Below are 23,839 nucleotides of genomic sequence, written 5' to 3'. Positions count from 1 at the left end.
TCCATGGACGTGGATGTTCTAAGTAACTCACATAAGCTTCGTGCCAACGTTCTTACCTGGCTCTGTCTAGTGCTGGCGACTGTCTCTGTCGTATTTTCCGCTTATAACATGTTAGTGCTGAATGAGTTTTTATTGGCGTTTTGCCACGCCGTCTTCTCTGCCTACTCTTTTTACCTGTCTTATTTATCCAAACAGCTTCGTCACTCATATCGCTCGATTATAGTCTTCACGTCCATGTTGGCATTGATCGTTTGTTTGGCTACTTACCTTTTACCTATTGAAAATGGTACTTTTATTTGGGGAATATTCTTTCCTATTTTCTACTACCTGTTACTTGGGCAAAAGCATGGGTTTATCCATACCTGTCTATTTTTCATCGTTCAAATTAGTATTATCGTTATAAAGCTCAACTTTTATCCTAGTCAATTAAACAACATGCTCATTTTGAATATGACGACTTGCTATCTTTTTGTTTGGTTGACCGCGCATATATTTGAGTCAAATAGGAAGAAATCAGAGTTAGGCTTATCGGTTCTTGCGTCAAAAGATGTCCTAACTAACACCTATAATCGGTTAGCCTTAACTCATCAGTTTCCTATTTTTCAGCGATTTGAAAACGCACCATTTAGCTTGCTGATTCTAGATATTGATTTCTTTAAACAAGTAAATGATCAGTTTGGGCACTCAATTGGGGACAAGGTTCTGGTTGAAACGGCGAAACTGCTAAAAAAAGCGATAGGGGAATCACAGGTGTTTAGAATTGGTGGGGAAGAGTTTTGTTTAACTCTCCCTCATACTGATGTGATACAGGCAGAGAAGTTGGCCGAGGTGATTCGAGAGCTCATTGCCTCACACAATTTCAACCTTGCAGCAGAGCCTATTAGGCTAACCGTAAGCATTGGAGTGTGTGAATGTGGTCCTATCATCAAACTTGAAGATGTTCTTATTAAAGCGGATGCTGAGCTTTATCGTGCGAAAAAGAATGGTCGTAACCAAGTTATGGTTTGTTCGGAGCAAAAACAACACGCTCTGTCATCTACTCCGAAATCTAACGTAACATCCATTTAGAACGGTAGGACTGAATCTAACTAGCTTTCACCATCTTCAAAAACTACGTTATAGTTTTCAGTATAAGTACATTGAGGTTGGCGACTACAAGTGAAGAAACGCCTCCCCTTAAAATCTCCTTGATTAGCGACTTTAATCACCATTGGACTACCACACTTCTTACAAAATCTTACTTCCTTATCAGGTTCAATAAGATCGATATGTGTCGCTAATAGACGTCTTAAGCGCCCCACTTGATAACTATGTTTTATTGAAGTACCTATAAGTGGAATATTCGCAGACTTACAAACATGCATCAGCAATTTCTGACGATCAATCTTACCTTTATCAAGTTCACGACCATTATCAAGCTCAATAGCCACGCGTACTTCTAACGAACGTGGATCGCAAATTACAAAATCAAAATAACTCTTCGAGATACGGTTGTTCGCAACAAACCAGCCTTTTTTGTCCGTTGCCACCGGAGACAAAACATTCGACAAATTTACTTTTGCCATCACTACACCATGCTCGCCAACAGCGGAAGTAAGTGCATTATAAACCGCAGTTTCCTGAGAGTTAAGTAATGGCCCTTTACGCTTGTAAGCGCTGTCCTTAATGCTCTCGTCTTTAACCAAGCGCTTTTGTACAAAAACAAAAAACAAGACAAGTAATACAACAATTATGAAGATATTTTCCATTGCTAATCAAACTCTCAAGAACAGTTAACCTATTAATTAATAAACGAAGTTATCTTCAAGTGCCATTTGAGTTGCTTAGAATGAGAGATAAACATCACTTATCGTTTTTTTACAAATATTACAAAGTTTATATTTATTGATTTAGATCATTTTCACTCACATTGTAATCAACTATTGTCGTAAGTGTTGCACAAGTGTAAAGGAGAAATACATATGGAATTGAAGCAAGATCCTCGTTGTTATACTGATGTCTGTGTCGATGGGTACTGGTACCACTATGACCACTGCAGTACTCGAGCTTATGTTTTAAAAGGTGGTAGTTCTCCAGAACTGACCTTATCGAAAGAGCCTAAGACTGAAACTGAGTTAATTGAATTGCTAAGAGACATTTCAAAGTAAAGTCATTTAACCGAGTAAAAAGAGCAAAGCCCTATGCCAAAGTAATAGTATAGGGCTTTGTTTTATATACAGATAGAGGTACTCATCAAACGTTACAGTTAAACGAACATCTTCAAACTCTAAATACTTATACGAAAATATACTTATCCATCATCGCAACCATCTTACCGATTTCTGGCTTAGTGATGGTGTCATTCGCGCCAAGAGCCAGAGCTTTGGAACGGTTGTCTTCACTCATCAATGACGAGAACATAACGATAGGTGTATTTTGATAAACGGGTGTATCTCTTAACCTTTTTAGCAAGTGCATGCCATCCATTCTTGGCATCTCAACATCGGTCACGACAGCGTTAATCAACTCGTCTACTGACATATTCTCGGTTGAAGCGACTTGCTCAATCTCCATGAGTTTTTCATGAGCTTCACCACCATCTTTACACGCAATAATGTTGTAGCCTGCAGAGCTAAGAGTGTCTTGAATCAAGCTCCGAATAAAGGCTGAGTCGTCAACCACCATGATGGTTTTTCCGTTTCGCTTGGTGACACTTTGTTGGTCAAGATCAACGGAACGATCAACTTTTACGTCGTATTTTTCCATGCTTAACTCAGGATTAATATCCGCTATGATTTTTTCAAAATCTAAAATCATAATCAAATTTTTATCTTTTCGCACAACAGCAACAACGCAATCTTGTTCACCCGCTTCCAAGAATTGGCTTGGAGATTCAACATCATTCCAAGAAATACGATGGATACGGCTTATGCTGTCTATTAAAAAGCCGTTGGTCATTCGATTAAAGTCGGTAACGATAACAAACTTTTTATCTAAATCAGCCTTGGTTGGAACACCTAACCAACCCGCTAGGTCAACTAATGGAGTCAAAATATCACGGGATGAAAATACACCAACCATGTGCGGCTGTGCATTCGGATAATCAGTGGTATCAGGAACTTGAATTACTTCACGGACTTTAGCAACGTTGATCCCGTAGTAACATGTTTTTGTACTACCATCAGGCAACTGTTTTTCTAAGTGAAATTCAATAATCTCAAGCTCGTTCGTGCCGCTTTCGGTTAAAATTGTACTACTGCTTTGGCTCATGTCGTCACATCTGTATTTAAATTATAATTATCGATACTTTTTAATTATGGCATTATATTGCGTTATACCATCGTCATTTATGTTAGTTTTAACCTTATCAATGGCTTGTTGCAACTTATCTATGAGAATATTGTCGACATCTTTGTTAAAAGCGTAATATAGCTCGCCTTCTTGCAGTACAAATAACGTTTCGAACTCATTTGCGTCATAGCCTGCTTGAGCAATCCACCAGTTTGCAACATTTTCTTCGTATGCCCACAAGTCAATACGGCCTTTATGCAACTGCTCAGCAATTGTCTTAGCGTAAGAACTCTCTTGCATAGAGTCTCGAGGTACACCTAACTCAACCAGTAACTGCTCCCCTACATCATCTCGAATAACGCCGATTCGATATTCAATTAAATCAGTCGCTTCCTCTATTTCAATATGACTGTCTTTTCTTCCCAAAACGACGATTCGCGTCTTACTCACCGGGCCAACCCACTGGAATAGATGCTCTCTTAGTTGAGTTCTTGTCGTGGAAAACAAAACAGTATCATCAGTAATTAAAGTCGAGCGATAAGCTCTAGCCCATGGCTGTACGTTAATTTGACTAATTTGGATTTGGCTATCAACAATAGTGGAAGCCTCTATAAGCAAATCAACGGCAATACCTTTAACTTCATCACCATTGGTATAGTTATATGGAGGGTACTCTTCCGTCAAAAATGACAATTTATTTAACTCGGCTGCACCAGCAACTGAACAAACAAATATCGATATCAAACACAAAATACGCTGGAAAGCACACATGGTTATCCCTTTATGTTATTTATATATCTATCATTAAAGGTAGGTAGGGATAAACATAACGTCTAGTGCTTATTTTTCATTTAATCTGTTTGAAAATATCGTCGCTGATACTTAATTGCAGGCAAACTCAACTCATAGCAACAATCTACAGAAAGAATCAAGTTAACCCATTGCTATCGTTCTAGTTTTTTATAACACCGTTCTGGTCTGCCTACTGTTCCATAGTTTAGATCGGCCTCTAGTTCACCAGAGCTAATCAAATACTCTAAATAACGTCTTGCAGTGGTTCGGCTTGCACCAATACTCTCTCCAGCTTCATCAGCCGTTAAGCTCGCGGGCTCCAGAAACAGATTACGTATCTTATCTAAAGTAACGCTATCTATCCCTTTTGGCAGTCGTTGGGTTGTCGCTTCACTAGAGGTTTTAGATTGCAGCATTTTATCGACTAAGTTTTGATTCAAATCATCGGCATTATCGAGCTGGTTTTTTTGATCATGGTATTTTTTCAACGAGGCCTCCAATCTAGGAAACATCACTGGCTTTAATAAATAATCGACAACACCACCGCGCATGGCTTGTTGCAGCGTGTCTACATCTCGTGCTGCAGTAATTAAAATAACGTCACAGCCCTGATTGCTACCTCGCACCTTTTGTAAGATATCCAGACCCGTCCCATCGGGTAGATAAACATCGAGTAGAACTAGATCAGGTTTTAAAATATCTAACTGCATTTCAGCTTCTGCTTGAGATGTCGCGATACCAATCACTTCAAACCCGCCCATTTGGCTTAGATAGCGATGATGAAGTTCAGCAATTGCCATGTCATCTTCAATGATCATCACTCGTGTTTGCTCAATCATCTCTGCTCTTCCTTAGGTAGATAGACTGTCATTCTTGTTCCAAAATCCTTGTTTTCACTCATTTCTAATTGGCCAAAATATTTCAATGTCAGTTGATTCACTAAGTGAAGTCCAACACCTCTATTTTGACTCGCCTTGGTAGATATTCCTTTCTTGATTAATTCATCACAAGAAACATTACTTGGTAAGCCAATACCTTGGTCCGTCACTTCTAATATGATTTCACTTCCATAATCACTGACTGATACTTCAATTACACGACGCTCTTGAGTGATCAGTTCCGATTCAGCAATAGCAGACATTGTGGCATCAAAGGCGTTATCGATTAAATTCCCCAAAATAGTGACAACGTCACTAGGGTTAACTCGCTCCGGTAGCATTTCAAGTCTAGAGCCCTCTTCTACTATAAGCTCTAAACCAAGTTCGCGTGCACGCTCTGTTTTACCTAGCAACATACCAGCAATAAGCGGGTCTCGAATTGTCTCTCTTAAAAATTCAATCAAGGTTTGGTAGTGCGCTGTTTCTTGGCCAATCAATTTTTGCACCGAATCCAGTTCGCCCATTTGAACCATTCCGCTTATCGTGTTGAGTTTATTACGGTGCTCATGAGTCTGCGAACGGAGCATTTCTGCGTACGCTTTTGTTTGCGACAACTGTTCGCTAAGCTCGTTAATCTCATCACGCAAACGGAAACTAGATACTGCACCGACAACCACACCATCAACAATAATCGGGCTTCTATTCGCAATCAGCCGCTGATTATTTAGGAATATATCAATATCATGGTCACTCGCCCCTGTTTCCAGAACGGCTGACAAGTCACTGTGCGGTAGCACATCTGATAACGGCTTATTGAGTGATTTTTCTTTTTCGACGCCAAGTATGTCACAGGCACTTTTATTAATAGATCTTAGGTTTCCTTTCGCATCAATACCCAGAATCCCCTCTTTAAGCGTACTCATAGTGACGTCTAACTCGACATACAATCGACCAATTTCTTCTGGTTCAAATCCTAAGATGGCTCGTTGGAAACGGCGAGATACATAGTTTGAGATAATGGCATTAGCGACGACCACTAAAAGGGCCATGAACAATAAGAACGCAAGGAAAGGTTCCACTCGATCTTCAAGTCGGTCAACCAAATACCCAACAGAGACGACGCCGATGATATTACCTTGCTCGTCAAAAACAGCGGTCTTACCGCGAACCGAGTAGCCCAATGATCCTTGTGCAAAAGAAATGTAGGCTTCGCCATGCGTTAAAGCTCGAATATTGTCGCCACCTTTCATCGGTAAACCGACACGTTCGTCAATCGGGTGAATTAAACGAATACCGTTTTTATCCCCAATCACGATAAAGGCTGCGCCAATCATAGTCGTTAAATCACGGAACCGGTCTTGGTGTTGAGTATCGTTATGAGAAATCACTCGCTGAACATAAGGAGACTTTGCTAGAAATGACGCCACACCAAGGGCCTTTTGACCCATTTCTTCTTCTTGAGCGTGTTTAACATAGACAAATCCCGCTGCAACTAAAATCAGAAGCTCCAGTAACCCTGATAGTGTCATGATAATTAGCATTCGTTTTCGAAAACTAATTTGGCTCCATTTCATAGTGTGACTCCTTTCGTCGCTGATAAAACTAACACTTAATTAACAAAAAGAAGATATAAGCCCTTCATATCTGTGAGGAAGAGTCGTAGAAATATGACAGTTTTATGAATTGAAAAATCAAAGAGTCTCAGCAGGTTATTCTTTATGCTTCTTTTTTACAAATATGTAAAAATATATAAAACTAAATGCATTCAAATGTTTGAATAAAATCACACCGATTTTAGGTTGTTTTTTATGCAATTTACCACTATATGAGTATACTTACCTGAGGTCTGATATTAACTATTGGTAATACTAATATCAGATCTAGGCTCTCAGCATGGGCCTATACATCAGAAGCTCACAATAATTCTTACTCTGCTTTTGATACTACACAACGCTATCCGGCTAGGATAAGTTCAGAGGAAAGAACGATGAAAAAGGACGTTTTTGGGATTTGCCTGTCCAAATCCATGCTGTCAAATAACTTAAATACTACCTTTACCCATGTTAGGGCATACCAATCACTTGAACGAAATAGTGACGTGAAGGTTATGCAAGCTTACCCTCAACTTTCAGGTAAAGAACTACTCAGCACCATGAGAGAGTCAAACGAACTCTTATGGCGGGCTGAATTTAGCTGCCATGTAATGAAGTAGTAAAAAGATAACTCAGTCAATACATTTGATTTGTTGCTACTCAACCTTCATCGATAGCTCACCCTCAACACCTTTGTTGGGGGTGCTTCTCATTTTACCCCTTGGTACTCTGAAATTCGACGAACGTTTTTCATATTAGGTTCTATTCACCACTGTGGTCCACTGCCCATCATGATTACCTTTAATTTCAGCAGCCTCATTGAAATGATTACCCAATAATGAGATCGATCCTACAATTCAATATAATTATCAATATTAGTTCGCACTTACATTAACAATAACTATTACTCTTAACTACAAGCAGAGTGTCATTAGGCTCAAACAATTAAATGCATATAAAATTATGAAGTTAAAAGGATTTAACACGCATGCAAAGCGAAAGTGTTCAAAAACCCGTCATTCTTGTTGTCGACGATATTCCCGATAATATTCACACCTTGTCAGGTATTCTTTCTGATGAATTTAAGATCAAAGCTGCGACTAGTGGTAAAAAGGCGATTCAAATAGCCAATACCAGTCCAAAACCACACCTGATTTTGCTGGACATTATGATGCCAGAAATGGATGGGTACGAGGTTTGTCGTAAACTAAAATCAAACCCAATCACGGCCGATATCCCTATTATTTTTGTCACAGCAAAAGCTGAGATTGTCGACGAACAGAAAGGGTTTGAAATGGGTGCAGTTGATTATATCACTAAACCAATTAGCCCTCCTATCGTCAAAGCAAGGGTACAAACGCATATTGCTCTGCATAACCAAAACTTAGAGTTGGCAGTGAAAGTCAAACAACGTACAGAACAACTAGAACAAACAAGGCTGGAGATTATCCAACGTCTAGGTCGCGCAGCAGAATATAAAGACAACGAAACCGGCATGCACGTTATCCGTATGAGCCATTACTCACGAATCATTGCAGAACAACTTGATGTAAACCAACGCTGGAAAGAACTTGTCTTCCAAGCCTCACCAATGCATGACATAGGAAAAATTGGTATCCCCGATTACGTTTTAGGTAAACCAGGAAAGCTAGACGCAGACGAGTGGGACATCATGCAGAAACACGTCGAGATTGGTGGTGCCATTATTGGAGATAGTGATTCGTTACTACTGCAAATGGCAAGAGAGATCGCGCTCTATCACCATGAGAAATGGGATGGTAGTGGTTACCCCCACGGCGCAAAGGGGGAAGATATACCTTTAAGTGCTCGTATTGTCGCTATTGCCGACGTATTTGATGCACTAACCAGTGAACGTCCTTATAAAAAGGCATGGTCAATTGAAAAAACAACAGCCCTAATTCAGGAAGAAGCAGGACGTCACTTTGACCCCAATTTGGTGACCGTTTTTCTTGGGCAGCTCGATCAAGTCCTAGAAATTAAAGATTCATTTTCGGATAATGAAACGAATGATGATGAGAATGAGTAGCCAAATGGTGCGCTTTCAATAGTACTCATACACCGCCGTTATGTAGCCAATGGATTGATACATCATCTGTTTTTAAACACAGTGAAGGGAAGCAAAATTAATGCTATCAGTTAGTAATTTCACACTGGATTCACGTCGTATTCTTTTTGGGTTTATTTTAGCTTCTTGCTTATTGGTCATTGCAGGAACCCTCGGGTGGTATAGCCTCACAACCCGATTTGATACCGTTGACCAATACGCGAACTCTGCACAGATCAATGCTTCATTCGATCATATTAAAGTGCTTGAACAAAATTATATACACAGCCCAGAAAAACAAACTGCAGAAAGCTTATTCAAAGAACTAAACAGTGCTCAGCTTCTCATCGAACGAACTGACGATACCGTATTACAAACACAGCTTTTACAATTATTGCCTAATTACCTAAGCCAATTTGAGCAATATATTGAAGCTACCGAGGAAGTATCTAACCTTCGTCAAATCATGAATAATGAGGCTCAGCACGCATCGCTACTCATCAGTCAAACTCTTGATCAATATGACAGTCAATTACAAAACTCACTTAACCTGTTAGACCAACAGCGAGCCGATGCGGAAGAGATTTCAGAGATCGCCCTTCTCACCCATCGAACATTGAGCCTGATAGCGTCTGCGCAAAGTGCCGAAAAACGTTACCTAATCAGTCAACATCCTCATGATTTTGCCAATTTTCAAAATCAAATCCAATTATTAGAGCAAACCTTAGTTGCTCTATCTCGACAAGGGCCCCAATCACTCTTTCAAAATGACGAGCTACTTTTAAAAGTAGAAAAAGACAAGAACCAATACGTGACCTATTTTTTTCAACTTCGCGGAGTCTCTGACAACCAGAGCGTGCTTAAAAAAAGTATCATCACTCAACTCGATCGTTCAGCACTGGCACTTATTCAATCTGCGAACACAGCAAGAACTGACATAGAGAAACAACTGTCGTTAAGCCATTCCGACGTCAACAAAACTCAGGAGACCATCAGTAAAAACCTCGCTGTTGGCACCAATATTCTGTATCTACAAGCCATACTGAATAGAGCGCAACAACACGACCGTGATTTTTCAATGGCTAAATCAGTTCAAGCCAAGGACACACTTTCAAACCAAGTCATTGATGAGTTGAAATCTACGATATCACTTTTAACAACAATCGGTTCACAATCGAATGAATCGCTCCATTACGCAAGTGCAGAACAAATTCTCTCGCACACGCAAGAGTATCTCGCACTCTTTCGTCAGCTTGTCGATAAAAAAGAGTCAGCGGTCGGGCTAGTCTCAACGCTCAATGGTTTGCACACTCAGTTTGAAACGTATTTATCACCTTCTTTTGAACAGCAATTCATAATTGTCTCCAAATCAGGGAACATCACGACCTACCTTGCAATTGGCGGCGTCGTATTTTTAGTCACGCTATTGTTACTAGGTCTGTTAGCCAATAAATCTCACTCAGCCATTGAACGTTCTGCGGCAAGTCTTGCGATTGCACGTGATGAGGCAGATTCAGCCAACCAAGCCAAATCTGATTTCCTAGCCAATATGAGCCACGAGATTAGGACACCAATGAATGCGATCATTGGAATGAGTTACTTAGCACTCAAAACAGATCTAACGAAAGCACAGCGTAACTACATTCAAAAGGTCAAGCTATCTTCTGATTCTCTTCTTGGTCTGATCAACGACATCTTAGATTTCTCTAAAATTGAAGCTGGAAAACTCGATATCGAAAACGTAGATTTCCACCTTGAAAATGTACTCGACAATATTTCCAACCTTGTTGGCTTACGAGCCTCAGAGCGTGGATTAGAGCTACTGATTCACATCGATCGAGATGTACCGACCACGCTCATTGGCGATCCATTAAGACTGAGTCAAATCCTGATTAATTTGGCGAATAATGCGGTGAAATTCACTGAAAAAGGCGAAGTGAAAATCGCCATTAAAGTTATTGAACAGAACACTGGTGATAACACTATTCGACTTCAATTCGACGTTTCTGACAGTGGTATTGGCATGACACCAGAGCAAGCTAACAAACTGTTTAACAAGTTCACACAAGCAGACAGCTCAACCACTCGTAAATATGGGGGCACGGGGCTTGGCCTAGCCATCAGTAAAGAACTAACTCAATTGATGGGGGGCACAATTTCCGTAGAGACTGAAGTAAACAAAGGTTCAACCTTTACTTTTTCTACCAAAATGTCCGTAAGCCAAAGCCTGACACAAGACACCATTACTATTCCACCGGTACTGGACAACCTTAATGTGTTAGTCGTAGATGATAATGCCAGTGCCAGAATTATCGTTAGTGACATCCTTGATTCTCTTCAATTTGAGTCTTTTTCGGTATCAAGTGTGGACGAAGCGATTGAACAGATAAAAACAGCCTCTACTCCATATGACCTGATTATTTCAGATTGGCAAATGCCAAGAAAAGATGGTGTTGATCTCGTTGATGCCATCACCAATACACTAACACTTGAGAAAGAACCGAAGATTCTGATGCTCACATCGTACGGGAGAGAAGAACTTGCTGACGCTCTTAAAAAACGCAGCCTCCCCGCTCTTAATATATTGGATAAACCCATTACCTCATCACACCTGTACGATGCAGTCATTGGTCTATATGGTATTGACTCTAATCGAGTCAGCCGAAGTGACGTTCAAGAGCAAACACAACTGGCCAATGTTCAACACCTTGCGGGCGCTAAGTTATTGCTTGTTGAAGATAACGAAATTAACCAAGAGCTCGCGGTAGAGCTCCTTGAAGGGCAACAGATTTCTGTGACTGTTGCTGAAAATGGCAAAGAAGCCATAGATATGCATCAGCAATTTCAATTCGATGGCATTTTAATGGATTGCCAAATGCCAATCATGGATGGATATGAAGCGACAGCTTGGATTAGAGACGAGCTCAACGACAATGAAATCCCAATTATTGCAATGACGGCAAATGTCATGGAGAGAGATAAAGAAAAAGCCAAAGCATGTGGCATGAACGATATTATTGCTAAGCCAATCGACGTAGGCGCAATGTTCAGTACCTTGGCGGAATGGGTAACACCTAAAACCCCTCTTACTTTAACGATGGACGACACTTCCGGAGATCAAAAGGTCACTGAAAAACCTAGCACTGACTCAATCCCTACTATTGACGGAATTGATACGCAAGCAGGACTAGTCAGAGCCAATAATGATCCTAAACTGTACAAAAAACTGCTCAAACGTTTTATCGAGCATTATCAAGATAGAGATATCGTAAAAGCAGCCCTAACCTCTACCGATGAGGAAGAGGTTAGACGCTATATTCATAGCCTAAAAGGCGTTGCTGGTAATATTGGTGCTCAATCGCTACACACAACGAGTGCTTCGTTAGAAAATGAAGTCACCAGCGAAGCTAAAACTGAGCAGATGCTTGATCAACTCAACATCTCTATAAGTAACATTTTGGATAGTCAGATATTTGTAAACGGTGAAGACGAAAGTGACAGTTCTTTAGCGAACGAAGCGGCAGAAGGTCTATTTGACCAATCCGTTTTTACCGCCTTAAAGCAAGCTATTGACGATAATGATACTGATGCGTTGAGTTTGGCGGATGATATAGATAATGGCGAAACCGTTGGGATCTCAAACAGTCAGCTACTGCAAATACGCCGAGCATTAGAAGAGTTTGATTTTGATACGGCTCAAGAGACATTAAATAGCAGTAAAGTCGCCTAAAAGGGATGGCCCTAGGACAGCTAGGGCCGTTCAAATACACTTCATGTTAATCACCTCCGATAGCTTCACCCCATTATTATTACTAATACCTTAGTGCTTTATTCTTACCGCCCTACTAACTCTCATTCAATTTACGCTACGCTTAACTTCACAATGATGTTTATCAAAACGGGCCGAGAGGACGCCATTATGGCTAATTCCGAAATCCAAGCACTAGAACAACAGATCTTTGAGTTAAACATGAAACTCGTGGAACTTAGAAAAACTAACCGTTTCAATTTAGAAGTCCCCAACTACACTTTTCAAACCCTTAATGGCGACACGTCGTTACTTGAGCTCTTTGCTGAAAACGACAAACTTCTAGTAATACACAATATGGGACAAGGTTGCCGATACTGCACGCTATGGGCCGACGGTTTCAACGGTTTTGTGCCACATTTAGAGTCCGCAATGTCACTCGTTTTAGTCTCCAAAGATGCTCCCGAAGTACAACGTCGATTTGCAAACTCACGAGGCTGGTTGTTCGGTTTAGCCTCTCACTCAGGTGGGCAATATATTCAGGAACAGTCAGTCCTAGAAGGACAAAGTAACGTACCAGGGGCAGTAGTGTACGAAAGGAAAGGAGACAAGATATTTAGGCAAAGCGCTTGTATATTCGGCCCCGGCGATCTCTATTGTTCAATGTGGAGCCTGCTCGGGCTAGCTGGGCTAAGTGCTTCAGATTGGACACCGCAATATTCCTACTGGAAGCGTCCACAACAGTTAGACGACGGTGGAGAAAACCTCAAAGATTAATCGTTCTTCTATTGTACGCTTTCTATTTGGGCTCATATAAACCAGAAAATAACGAGCCATCGACGGTTATCGATAGCTCGTTAGTATTCACCTGCTTTCAGCGGCTAAATTCGAGTTACTTTTCATCAAGCGTCCCCAAACTGCAATCACGATAATCGCAAATAAAGCTCTCCCCCAGAGTATTCCCCAAAGGTCTGCACCAAGAAGTAAAATGAGAAACGTATCTTCAATAATACTGTGGCAAAGACTAAGAAATCCAACGACTAAGATAGTGTCACGTTTATTGATGTGTCCCTTTTTCACTTCATCGATGAGCAGACCGGCGCCAAAGGTTAACCCCAACGTCATACCTACAATGGTGATATTTGCGGCCTCTTTTCCAATTGTCAGAGTTCTAAGCAAAGGGCTGAGTAGTCGATGCATCAACGCTTCAACACCAATCCATCTCAACAAACGAAGTAAAATAATCAGCGCAGAGATGATGCCTAATATAGATAGAAACAGAGTGACCTGAAGTATCCCCCACTCTAACAAGCTCGGTGACGCACTTATTTCCGGTTGCCAAACTAGGTTTATCGCTTCACTGCCGGCACCTGTCAGTGTATAAATTTGATGAAGTACGAAGCCATAAAATATTGCGCCACCCACCCTCACCAGTAACGTCAAACGCCAACCAAAACCGATGGCTTTTGCTACGGCTCCTTCCACAGGGATCCCATGAGCAATAAGAATCATTGATCCCAAAATTGTCGCTTGTGCCACTGTTACTGTGTCGGTTAAGGCCAAATTATAAAATACGACCATTGCTGTGTAGATATTGGTAAGAATGGCAACAGCCCATACAAGCCCCATTCCGTCACTGAGGCCGACAATACCCATTACAGGACTAATAGCGCTGGCAAGCCAAGTCGTCGCGCCAATCTCTTCTAGAAACTTCACGACAATAGTGGCGGGAACAAGAATGCGCAATAATGCCCAATACACCCTACCTATCTCATTAACTACAGACAAAACCTGAGGCTTTATGTTATTCCACATTAAAATCTAATCCCTTAACTGCTTGTTTATTTGGTTACTCGTTTTTCTGTTTGTTAATATACCTCGACTTAATGTTAATAATTCCATAAATTGAGCCTTATACTTTTCATATATTCCAAATTAAAACAGGTTTCGTTAATTATGCTTCTCGATCGAACTGACAAAGCCATTTTGAGAGAACTTCAGCAAGATTGTTCTCTTACTAATGTTCAATTAGCTGAAAAAGTGGCTCTTTCTCCACCTGCGTGTCACAAGCGAGTACAACGACTGCTTAAAGAAGAAGTCATCGACCGACGTGTCGCTATTATCAACAACGCTAAATTCGAGCCTTGCTTACACTTAGTCGTTGAGGTCATGATGGAGCGTGATAGAAAGGATCTTAATGCGGAGTTTATTCGTAACGTTCAAAAGGCACCACAGGTTAAAGAGTGCTATCAAGTGACTGGAGAAGTCGATTTTGTGCTGATCATTACCGTACCCGATATGCCCACCTACGAGGAGCTTTGTAACGAACTGCTCTACAGTAATGACAACTTACGTTCATTCAAAACGTTGATCTCCATGAACCGAGCGAAATACGATACCCAAGTTGATATTCGCTAGCTTTCTAAACTTGGTTCTGTCACAGATTGGCTTTCCACTTGCTTGATGAAGAGAGCAAGTATCATTAGCACAATCGCAGTTAATTCTAATTGGTCTAAATGCTCACCTAACAAAATAGCACCTGACAGCAGCGCAACCACCAACTCCAGAGAACCCGTTAGTGCGTTCTTATCAGCGCACGACCTTGGTGCTCCTACCATAAACAGGAATTGTGGCAGAGCCGCCGCCAGTAACGCTATGCCAAATACAGACATAATGCCGGTAAGTGACGTTGGTAACACCTGATCAGGCGCTACCCACAAAACTAACGGCAGAAGAACTAAAATGTGCCCAAAAGTAATCCATGCCATTCGATTACACGTTGGAATACACTGTCGTGGGTTCGTCAAATACTGCACCTGAGTCGCGACCACCAACGGTGCCAAAAAGCAGGCGGCAACCGGAAGCAACGCATTATTTGGAAGCGATTCTGGCCTTACTGTTAATGACGCAGCAATCGCCACCAACACTGCCGATATAAACGCATTCTGTGTTGGAACCCTTCGAAATATAGCCCAACCGATCAAGACACTAAAACATGGGTACGTATAATAAATCAAAATGGCGGTCGCCGCCGGAAGTGTTTCTAGTGCATGGAAATAGCCAAAGATCGAAACCCCACTGACAATACCGAGAAATAAGCTTCGACATGCTTCAGCCCAATGCTCTTGTGGCGTTCGTAGAAAAAATGCAAATCCGATAGCGGGTAGAATAAATCGATACAAGCTAACCATTTCCGCGCCCAAACCCTCCTTAAATAGAAGCTGCGCAAACAAAGGGTTTAACCCATAAAAGAAGGCAGAAAGTAGCACTAAATACTGCCCGTTAATCGTTGATTTCGAGTTCACAATAACTTCACTTGATTGAATATAGCGTTAACCATAGCTCTCCACTCATGAATTAAATAATGAAAATTTCCTCATATAGATTAATATCATACATGTATAAACAATTGACTGACGACATCGACTTAGGGAAAAGTAATGAGGCTTGATATAAAACATTGGGAAATGCTCAAAGCCATCAACGACTCAGGGACTTTAAGTCAGGCCGCGTATGTATTAGGCATAACGCAATCTGCGCTGAGCCACCGCCTTGCAGAAGCTGAGCGGCGTTTGGGTGGATTGTTATTTCAACGAGAAGGTCGAAGCCTGAGACAAACCCCTGCTGGCCGCGCCATGATACAAACCGCCAATCAAATCATTCCAGCCTTACAACGAGCGGAATACGACTTTCAGCAAATGGCGGAAAACAAAACAACAGTGGTTCGTTTTGGTGTCGCTGCGTACAGTTGCTACCACTGGTTACCCTCATTTCTACAGGTCATGGCAAAAAAAGAGCCAGACATTCAATTAGAGTTGGTCGCCTCTGCAACGCAAAACCCCCTTCAAAATCTTCAAGAAGGAACTGTCGATGTTGTGTTAGCTCCAGGGCACTTAGCCATTCCAGGCATCGATTCAATTTCTGTATTTCAAGATGAACTGGTTTTGATAACCCACTCGAAACATACATTAGCAACAAGATCCTATATTGAAGCGACAGACCTAGAAGGTGAAGATTACTTAACCTACAGCAAATCAGCGCAGCCCGGTTTTGAGTATGAACGGTTTATCCGCCCGTCTGGTGTAGTTCCATATCTAGTTACCGTAGTAGAAGTCACCGATGCGATTATCGAATTAATTGCGGCAGGATTCGGAGTAAGCATACTTTCAAAATGGGCCGTACAGTCGGCTATAAACAATGGAAGTGTCACCGCCGTACCATTGGGAGAAACCAAACTCGATCTTGGCTGGTCGGCACTACTTCGTGAATCGGAATCACCAAACGCTGCAGCCAGAGTAGTATCGGCCCGACTGGTAGAGTGGTTTAAGAGCTAGCGTTTGTGTCTTTGTAATAGCCAGTCCGACATAAAGCTTAAGTTCATGAATTCATCTTAGTTAACCACTACAATCAGACAAAGCCAGATGATAGACTTCTCCTCTATTTTATTTAGTCGTTAGAAAGGTAAAGTGATGAACCCTATTATTGCAATGTTAAAAGAGAATGATATTAGTGACCAACAGATCAGCGAGATTTTCCAAACGTTGACACAAAACCCTCTTGCAGCAATGGCAACGATCAGCCAACTGGGTTTGCCTCAAGAGAAGCTTCAGGCTTTAATGGGACAAGTAATGCAAAACCCTGCATTGATTAAAGAAGCGGTAGACGAGTTAGGGTTAGATTTCTCAAAAGTTGAAGCGGCTAAAGAGCAACTTCAAAAGTAATTCTATCTACAAAGAAACCTTAAAGGGTCGTTTGAAGTAAGGCATTGTCTGAACTTAACGGCCCTTTTTTGATCGCGTCGACAAAACGGAGCAGCGTTAGCGTCACTAATGTTTGTTTTCCATCGCTAAAGTGAGATAGCATTTAGTGAAATAATAAAAGAGAACACCACAATGCTCGATTACATTGAACCTGTATTTCGCCCGCCCTCAGAGTGGAAATCGTTGATACTGCAAGTGACTAACGGCTGTAGCCATAATCGTTGCACATTTTGCGATATGTACACTCAGCCTCAGAAGAAATTCCGCCCCAAAAAAGTAGAGGAGATTGAGCAAGTGCTTGAAATTATCGCGAGTTCTGGTGCGAAAGTTCATCGAGTATTTCTCGCAGACGGAGATGCAATGACACTACCCTTTCGCCGTTTGAAAGAGATCTGCGAATTGATTAATAAATACCTGCCACGAGTTCAGCGAATATCAAGTTACTGCCTACCGCGAAACCTCACTAACAAAACGGCCGAACAGCTAGCCGAACTAAGAGAGCTGGGGCTTAGCCTGATGTACATAGGCTGTGAAAGCGGTGATGATGAAGTGCTGAATAAAGTAGAGAAAGGCGAAACCTTTGACTCGTCATTGCTAGCACTGAACAAAATCAAAGCTGCTGGAATGAAAAGCTCTGTGATGATTTTAAATGGTCTTGGTGGGCCTAAACTCAGCCATCAACATGCAATTAATTCTGCAAAGCTAATGAATGCAACTCAGCCCGATTACCTTTCAACCCTTGTAGTCTCATTCCCTTTGGGTGAAGAGCGTTTTGCTGCAGGTTTCAACGGTGAGTTTCGGCAGCTAACTCAACCCGAGCTGTTTCAGGAAGTTCGCTGGTTACTGGAAAACTTAGAACTAGAAAAAACCATCTTCCGATCGGACCACGCATCTAACTATCTCGTTTTAAAAGGGGTCCTTGGTAAAGACAAACAGAAACTCTTGGATACCGTCGACCTCGCGATTAATAAGCCGAATACGATTACTCTACGACAAGAGTGGCAGCGAGGCTTATAACGTCACTTCAACGATAAAACCCATTCGGCAGACGTGAGATAATTCATTTCTGCCTCAAACTTTCTGAGGGATCATTTGGCGGAAAAATTACGATTGAAACTCCACTGCATTTTCTATCTCTCAGCATGCCCATATTCTGCATTAAAACCTTCAATACCCATCACAAGTAATAACTTTATGAAATGTTACCCATACCCCACGTTCAGCCACCAATATAGATAAGCGACTCACTACACAGTATCGGAAACTGATTTTTCAGAAGCTAACTGCAAAATCTTACAAGTAAGAGTAAAAAGTCTTCTATCTTTAAAGGAAGAACGGACGTTATCTGAGCAAATAAAACAAAGGGATGTTATCCACTTTCTGTCCCATGTGATTAACCAGTTGAGCTATTTTTGTGTTAGATAACCGCTAGGATAAACATGGACCCGCAGCTACTTTCAATACACTACAGCGACCCAATTTGGATATCCATCGCCTTTCTTTGTGGCTTGATAATTAAATCCATTGGGCTCCCCCCACTAATCGGTTTTCTTATTGCCGGTTTTATACTTAATGCGCTCGGAGCTGAAGGAGGTGGGTTCCTCGCTGTCCTGGCAGATCTGGGGATCACTCTTTTATTGTTTTCCATCGGGTTAAAACTTAAATTTAAGTCCCTAATACGGCCTGAAGTCTGGGGCAGCGCAACCTTGCATATGGCAATCATCACCGTACTTTTCGCACTATTGGTGATACTTCTCTCCTATACAGCCATCCCACTCATTTCTGGTTTAGAAATTGAAAGTGCACTAGTTATAGGGTTCATTTTGTCTTTTTCCAGTACCGTCTTCGCTGTTAAAGTGCTTGACGACCGTGGGGTGATCAATGCGTTGCACGGAAAAATCGCCATTGGAGTGCTTATTGTACAAGATGTGGCAGCGGTCATTTTCATAGCGGTATCTATGGGGAAATTACCCTCTATCTGGGCACTTGCACTCATCGTGCTCATTCCGTTTAGGTTAATATTGTATAAGTTACTCGACAGTGTTGGGCATAATGAACTTCTCATTCTTTTTGGCATTACCATGGCGCTGGTGGGTGCCGATTTGTTTGAATTGGTGGGAATTAAAGAGGATGTGGGCGCACTGGTTTTTGGAATGCTCCTTGCCAATCACCCCAAATCTAATGAGCTAGCTAAACAGCTGCTTGGATTTAAGGAGCTATTTTTAATCGGGTTCTTTTTAAGTGTTGGTATGACAGCCACACCTGGCGAAACAGACGTTTTGCTCGCTTTGTTGCTTATTCTATTTCTTCCCATCAAAGTTGCGGCTTACTTTGGTTTGTTCAGCCTGTTTAATTTAAGGTGTAATTCCGCATGGCGTGCTTCAATAAACCTTTCTAACTACAGCGAATTTGGACTCATTGTCGGGGCAATTGCCGTCTCTTCGGGTTGGTTATCGAAAGAGTGGTTAGTTGTGCTTTCAGTCGTCTTGTCTCTCTCGTTTGTAATATCATCACTAATGATAAATGCGGGAGACCGTCTCTATGACAAATGGAGACCAACACTCGTCAGATTGGAGAGAAAAAAACGTCTGTCGGGCGAAGAGGATCTCGACTTAGCACACATCAAAGCCGTAGTGTTTGGCATGGGTACCATGGGCGTCGCGGCATACAATGCTCTAGAAAGAAATTATTCGGGCAGCATTGCGGGGGTGGAAGTCGATATGGAAGAAGTCTCAAGGCTTACAGGTTTGGGGCGAAATGTCGTTGCTGGAGATGTCACTAACCCCGATTTTTGGCTAAGAGCGCCAGACCTACACCAAGATCTAGAGTGGGTATTACTGACCTTACCGACTCATAAAGCCAACATAAACTCCGTATTGCGAATGAAAAATATGGGTTACCGTGGACGTATCGCTGCTACAGCCAAATACCATGATGAAGAGGAAGAGCTAAAGGCAATAGGCGTCGATCTCACACTCAACATTGCCACCATAGCGGGTCTTGGATTCGCGAGTCAGTTACAAAAATTCGTTGGGAAATAACTGGAAAGATTCTATTATTTCTCACAACGGCTAAGGAAAGCTCAAACCTTAAGTCCAATAACACTAACGCAAGAAACAATACGATCGAACGCTAGCGCCATACCTACGCGCCCTGCTCTTTTCCTGCTACCTTAAAACCAACCACACCTAAAGCCATCATAACGACTGGTGTCAATCCAACGGTTATTTCCGCAAGCGGTAAATCAACAAACATTTTTGCCCCTAACAGGTGAGCGATTACATTCATCAAGACCAGAACGGTAGCTATTGCACATAGATACAGCTCACTCTTTACTCTATTCATTACAGGACTCCAGATAAGTGTTTAAGTCATGCAATTATACGCTTTAGCGCTTTACCTATAATAGATACAGATTTATGATTGTTATATATAACAGATGATCAACCCCATACCCTATTGTCTGAACAAATATAACGATGAGCGATTTCCATTGGCTAAGTATGTAGAGCTTGCAGAACAAATTAAAAACCAAATTAAAAGCAACGTTTGGGAAACAGGCTGTAAGCTTCCCTCTTTAAGAAAGCAAACAGAATTGTCTGGCTTTAGTTTGATGACCGTAATGAATGCTTATCAACTATTGGAAAGCCAGGGCTGGGTCGTATCGCACTCTCGTTCGGGCTATGTGGTTGCCCCCAAAATTCAGGACATCCCTGTCTCTACTCACCAAAACACACTGCAGATTTCTGAATCTATCGATATTAATGATTTTGTATTTGATATCTTGCAGGCGAGTCGTAAGAAAAACGTCACTAACTTTGGCTTTGCTTACCCTGATGCCACTCTTTACCCGCAAAACAGGGTAAACAAATCGTTAATGAAAACAGCGAGAGAGATGCCCACCTCTCATGCGTTAGATAACCTACCGCCGGGTAATGAAACCCTAAGAAAGATCATTGCCAAGCGATATGCCTCTCAAGGTATTATCGTTAATCCAGATGAAATTGTAATCACTGCTGGTGCACTTGAAGCATTGAACCTGAGTTTACAATCGGTGACTAAACCAGGGGACTGGGTTGTAGTTGAGTCCCCTGCCTTTTATGGTGCGCTGCAAGCGTTAGAGCGTCTCAACTTACGGGCTCTTTTTGTTAATACGCACCCAAAAGATGGCATCGACCTCGACGCATTAGAGCTGGCACTTCAAACACACCCAGTTAAAGCGTGTTGGTTGATGACGAACTTCCAGAATCCATTAGGTTTTACACTTTCAGACGAAAAGAAACAACGCCTTGTCAGGCTTCTTACCGACCACAGCGTTCACTTAATTGAAGACGATGTGTATAACGAGCTGTACTACGGAAATACCAAACCATTACCAGCCAAGGCGTTTGATACCAAGGGTATGACACTACACTGCTCTTCTTTTTCAAAATCACTCGTTGCTGGTTTTCGTATCGGTTGGGTGGCCGCCGGAAACCGAGCGTTACAAATCCAAAAGCTTCAATTGATGAGCACGTTATCGACCAGTGCCCCAGTTCAACTTACGCTCGCTAATTATCTATCCACTCGACACTATGAAAACCACCTTAAGCAGCTTAGGCGAACACTAGAACAGAGAAAATTTAAGACGTGGCAATTGCTACGCAATAATCTTCCGAGTGAGGTCAACGCCTACTATACGACTGGCGGGTATTTTATATGGGTTGTTCTTCCAGAACATATGGATGCGACCGATCTTTATCGATTGGCTCTTGATGAGAGCATTAGCATTGCACCGGGAGAGATGTTTGCAACCAAGCAGCAGTTTAATCACTGTTTTAGGCTCAATGCATCGCTTGAAATTACGGACAAAGTGGAAAGTGCAATAAAACGATTAGGGAAGTTAATAAGAAAGTTGCTGTAAGACTTTATAGACAATAAGGCAGCGACTAAAGCTGCCTTTATTTACTCAGAGCTAAGTTAGATTATCGTTAACGGTTTTCGTACCGCATTGCTCACAAATGCTATGACGAGAAAAGTCATCCATCGAGGCTTCAAACGCTCCAACTGCCGCGCTCTTAAACAGCCCAGTTAAAAAGTCAGTTAGCTTATTTTCTTTAGGCTCATCCCTTACTAAAACAACGACATGAGACGTCATATCCTCACACTGCTTACAATAACTGTTCTCTTTCTGACTTATCATTCAATCCACACCGTACACATCATTATATGAAGAATGAATCATAACCATTCACAATAAATATGAAAACAGCCATTGGCATTATTAATGACTGTAATTGTATTTTTAATTCAGTTTATTTAGGAAATGGATCCTTCGCTTTGAAGTGATGGATATACTTCCACACAATAATCGTTTGCTATAAGTCAATTTGATCCATATATGAATTTCTGAAAACCCTATTTATGAAATTGAGAAAACTTATTATGTCTCTGCAATTCAAATGTATTGCCTTGTCGATTCAACAATAAACCTCTAATTAGGGTCTCCTATGAAAAATACACTATTAGCTGCTGCCTCCATTGTATTGGTTTCAAACCACGCTATTGCATCAGGGTCTAAACAAATCGAAGTTACGGTTGATAATATGGCTGTAGCGCATACCAATATGGAGATGGTTCGCCTTCAAGAGGAATATGGAATCAATCAAATGATGTTTATTCCTCGTATGGCTCAGCTAGATTTCCAACCGATCATTCGTATGAATCAAGATACTATCTACTCAGGGATGGTGATGAATGTTAGCGAGGGTGCAACGATTACTCTTCCAGAAATGGATGGGCGTTATGCTTCTATCCAAGTCCACGACCAAAACCACTGGGTTCCTCTTTTTACTTACGAGTCAGGGACACATGAAATCGTTTCTGATACTGACTACGTTGTAGTGGTAGTACGTATCCAAGCGGATGAATCTGACCCTTCTGATATCGCTAAGGCGGCAGAATGGCAATCTAAAATCACATGGACTGCAGGTTCAAATGAGCCATTGAAGCTTAAAAACTGGGATATGGATTCTTATCAAGCGACTGTTGCTGACCTTCGTACAACTCAGTTTGATTATACTCCCTTAGAGTTTATGGGAGATGGAACTCCTGGTTCATCTGAAGTTCGTGCGCACGCTACTGCTGCTTACGGTGGCTTCCTTACTGCTCCTGCTCACCACGCTTTCTATGGCATTGCTGAAGGTAACGATGTTCAGTCATGTACTCCCGTAACTTTTGATGTACCTGATATTAATCCAGATAGAGGCTTTTACTCTGTAACTCTATACAACGGTGACGGCTACTTCGCACACAATAAAGCCTCTCTGAACAGTGATAACCTAGTACTTAATAAAGGTGGCGATACGTACACCATTCACTTCGGTAACGAGTGTGGCAACGTCGAAAACAACATACCAACAACGGAAAACTGGAACCTAATAAAACGTGTATACCGTGCTACGCCGGAACAACTAGAAAACAGTTACGTGATGCCTGAGATTCTATAACATGAATAAAACCATTTTGGCTTCGGCGTTATTAGTATCAGGGTTCGCTATCGCTGATGATACAACAGTTCAAGATATGTCAGATCCAATGGCAGTCTACAACTCCGGGGGGGGGTTGGCATATCGAATAACGGATTTCATCTAAAGTCAGGCCGTACATTCGACACTGGTTCAGATGACACGTTAGGTTTACGTCTCATTGAAATTCAGAACTTTGGGGGTGAACTACTTGGTTTAGAAGACGAT

The 23,839-nt window shown here is 41.6% G+C and carries 23 protein-coding genes; 14 read left to right on the top strand and 9 right to left on the bottom strand.

The genetic code is table 11. The features are described 5' to 3' along the window. The first annotated feature begins 3 nt into the window (after nucleotides 1–3). A complete protein-coding gene (locus L4D20_RS12515; RefSeq protein ID WP_428801929.1) occupies nucleotides 4–1,068 on the top strand; it encodes a GGDEF domain-containing protein in 1,065 nt (354 codons plus the stop codon). 20 nt (nucleotides 1,069–1,088) lie between these two features. On the opposite strand, the gene L4D20_RS12510 is transcribed toward L4D20_RS12515, so the two are convergent. Continuing rightward, entirely contained in the window at nucleotides 1,089–1,748 is a 660-nt protein-coding gene (locus L4D20_RS12510; RefSeq protein WP_428801928.1) for a DUF2726 domain-containing protein, read from the bottom strand. A 213-nt stretch (nucleotides 1,749–1,961) separates the two neighbouring features. On the opposite strand from L4D20_RS12510, the gene L4D20_RS12505 reads away from it, so the two are divergent. Then, a complete protein-coding gene (locus L4D20_RS12505) occupies nucleotides 1,962–2,147 on the top strand; it encodes a hypothetical protein (RefSeq protein WP_428801927.1) in 186 nt (61 codons plus the stop codon). 127 nt (nucleotides 2,148–2,274) lie between these two features. Here L4D20_RS12505 and L4D20_RS12500 read toward each other — a convergent pair whose 3' ends face one another. The 4 genes from L4D20_RS12500 to L4D20_RS12485 all read right to left on the bottom strand — a co-directional run bounded on the left by L4D20_RS12500 (nucleotide 2,275) and on the right by L4D20_RS12485 (nucleotide 6,514). Further along, complete coding sequence (locus tag L4D20_RS12500; protein ID WP_428801926.1) at nucleotides 2,275–3,249, bottom strand: chemotaxis protein; 975 nt, start codon at nucleotides 3,247–3,249, stop codon at nucleotides 2,275–2,277. Between the two features lie 27 nt (nucleotides 3,250–3,276). Then, entirely contained in the window at nucleotides 3,277–4,041 is a 765-nt protein-coding gene (locus L4D20_RS12495) for a substrate-binding periplasmic protein (RefSeq protein WP_428801925.1), read from the bottom strand. Between the two features lie 173 nt (nucleotides 4,042–4,214). Further along, complete coding sequence (locus L4D20_RS12490) at nucleotides 4,215–4,901, bottom strand: response regulator (RefSeq protein WP_428801924.1); 687 nt, start codon at nucleotides 4,899–4,901, stop codon at nucleotides 4,215–4,217. Further along, a complete protein-coding gene (locus L4D20_RS12485) occupies nucleotides 4,898–6,514 on the bottom strand; it encodes an ATP-binding protein (RefSeq protein ID WP_428801923.1) in 1,617 nt (538 codons plus the stop codon). Before L4D20_RS12485 ends, L4D20_RS12490 begins: the two co-directional genes overlap by 4 nt. Before the next feature lie 413 nt (nucleotides 6,515–6,927). Between L4D20_RS12485 and L4D20_RS12480 the strand changes: the two genes are divergently transcribed. From L4D20_RS12480 to L4D20_RS12465, 4 genes are all read left to right on the top strand, one after another. Continuing rightward, nucleotides 6,928–7,152 carry a hypothetical protein gene (locus L4D20_RS12480; protein WP_428801922.1) on the top strand — a complete coding sequence of 75 codons (225 nt, stop codon included), beginning with the start codon at nucleotides 6,928–6,930 and terminating at the stop codon, nucleotides 7,150–7,152. 368 nt (nucleotides 7,153–7,520) lie between these two features. Then, entirely contained in the window at nucleotides 7,521–8,579 is a 1,059-nt protein-coding gene (locus tag L4D20_RS12475; protein WP_428801921.1) for an HD domain-containing phosphohydrolase, read from the top strand. A gap of 100 nt (nucleotides 8,580–8,679) precedes the next feature. Then, nucleotides 8,680–12,327, top strand: coding sequence for a response regulator (locus L4D20_RS12470; protein ID WP_428801920.1), 3,648 nt, complete (start codon nucleotides 8,680–8,682; stop codon nucleotides 12,325–12,327). A gap of 189 nt (nucleotides 12,328–12,516) precedes the next feature. Continuing rightward, nucleotides 12,517–13,122 carry a DUF899 family protein gene (locus L4D20_RS12465; protein WP_428801919.1) on the top strand — a complete coding sequence of 202 codons (606 nt, stop codon included), beginning with the start codon at nucleotides 12,517–12,519 and terminating at the stop codon, nucleotides 13,120–13,122. Between the two features lie 87 nt (nucleotides 13,123–13,209). Here the strand turns inward: L4D20_RS12465 and L4D20_RS12460 are convergent, their stop codons facing one another. Further along, the gene (locus L4D20_RS12460; protein ID WP_428801918.1) at nucleotides 13,210–14,160 is read right to left on the bottom strand and encodes a hypothetical protein; all 951 of its coding nucleotides are present in this window, start codon (nucleotides 14,158–14,160) and stop codon (nucleotides 13,210–13,212) included. A 141-nt stretch (nucleotides 14,161–14,301) separates the two neighbouring features. On the opposite strand from L4D20_RS12460, the gene L4D20_RS12455 reads away from it, so the two are divergent. Beyond that, complete coding sequence (locus L4D20_RS12455; protein ID WP_428801917.1) at nucleotides 14,302–14,763, top strand: Lrp/AsnC family transcriptional regulator; 462 nt, start codon at nucleotides 14,302–14,304, stop codon at nucleotides 14,761–14,763. Here L4D20_RS12455 and L4D20_RS12450 read toward each other — a convergent pair. Continuing rightward, entirely contained in the window at nucleotides 14,760–15,650 is an 891-nt protein-coding gene (locus tag L4D20_RS12450) for a DMT family transporter (RefSeq protein ID WP_428801916.1), read from the bottom strand. The two genes, L4D20_RS12455 and L4D20_RS12450, sit on opposite strands and share 4 nt — an antisense overlap. A gap of 135 nt (nucleotides 15,651–15,785) precedes the next feature. Here L4D20_RS12450 and L4D20_RS12445 point away from each other — a divergent pair, with 135 nt between their 5' ends. The 4 genes from L4D20_RS12445 (at nucleotide 15,786) to L4D20_RS12430 (ending at nucleotide 20,146) form a co-directional block, all read left to right on the top strand. After that, nucleotides 15,786–16,679, top strand: a complete 894-nt coding sequence (locus L4D20_RS12445) for a LysR family transcriptional regulator (protein ID WP_428801915.1) — start codon at nucleotides 15,786–15,788, stop codon at nucleotides 16,677–16,679. A gap of 135 nt (nucleotides 16,680–16,814) precedes the next feature. Then, nucleotides 16,815–17,066 (top strand): DUF2999 family protein, encoded by a 252-nt coding sequence (locus L4D20_RS12440; protein ID WP_428801914.1) that lies wholly within the window; start codon nucleotides 16,815–16,817, stop codon nucleotides 17,064–17,066. A 171-nt stretch (nucleotides 17,067–17,237) separates the two neighbouring features. Then, nucleotides 17,238–18,122, top strand: coding sequence for a radical SAM protein (locus L4D20_RS12435; protein ID WP_428801913.1), 885 nt, complete (start codon nucleotides 17,238–17,240; stop codon nucleotides 18,120–18,122). Between the two features lie 422 nt (nucleotides 18,123–18,544). Next, complete coding sequence (locus L4D20_RS12430) at nucleotides 18,545–20,146, top strand: cation:proton antiporter domain-containing protein (protein WP_428801912.1); 1,602 nt, start codon at nucleotides 18,545–18,547, stop codon at nucleotides 20,144–20,146. A gap of 103 nt (nucleotides 20,147–20,249) precedes the next feature. On the opposite strand, the gene L4D20_RS12425 is transcribed toward L4D20_RS12430, so the two are convergent. Beyond that, complete coding sequence (locus tag L4D20_RS12425) at nucleotides 20,250–20,450, bottom strand: hypothetical protein (protein WP_428801911.1); 201 nt, start codon at nucleotides 20,448–20,450, stop codon at nucleotides 20,250–20,252. A 148-nt stretch (nucleotides 20,451–20,598) separates the two neighbouring features. Here L4D20_RS12425 and L4D20_RS12420 point away from each other — a divergent pair, with 148 nt between their 5' ends. After that, the gene (locus L4D20_RS12420; protein WP_428801910.1) at nucleotides 20,599–22,008 is read left to right on the top strand and encodes an aminotransferase-like domain-containing protein; all 1,410 of its coding nucleotides are present in this window, start codon (nucleotides 20,599–20,601) and stop codon (nucleotides 22,006–22,008) included. Between the two features lie 51 nt (nucleotides 22,009–22,059). On the opposite strand, the gene L4D20_RS12415 is transcribed toward L4D20_RS12420, so the two are convergent. Beyond that, nucleotides 22,060–22,287: a hypothetical protein gene (locus L4D20_RS12415; protein ID WP_428801909.1), complete on the bottom strand. Its 228-nt coding sequence runs from the start codon at nucleotides 22,285–22,287 to the stop codon at nucleotides 22,060–22,062. A 307-nt stretch (nucleotides 22,288–22,594) separates the two neighbouring features. On the opposite strand from L4D20_RS12415, the gene L4D20_RS12410 reads away from it, so the two are divergent. Then, nucleotides 22,595–23,593, top strand: a complete 999-nt coding sequence (locus L4D20_RS12410) for a DUF1254 domain-containing protein (RefSeq protein WP_428801908.1) — start codon at nucleotides 22,595–22,597, stop codon at nucleotides 23,591–23,593. 1 nt (nucleotide 23,594) lies between these two features. Then, nucleotides 23,595–23,738, top strand: a complete 144-nt coding sequence (locus tag L4D20_RS12405; protein WP_428801907.1) for a hypothetical protein — start codon at nucleotides 23,595–23,597, stop codon at nucleotides 23,736–23,738. Nucleotides 23,739–23,839: the final 101 nt, after the last annotated feature.

Origin of the sequence: Vibrio kyushuensis (genome assembly GCF_050337325.1) — a bacterium.
In the GTDB taxonomy this organism is placed as follows: domain Bacteria; phylum Pseudomonadota; class Gammaproteobacteria; order Enterobacterales; family Vibrionaceae; genus Vibrio; species Vibrio kyushuensis.
Note: the sequence above shows the minus strand (reverse complement) of the source record. Positions and strands in the feature narration are given on the sequence as shown.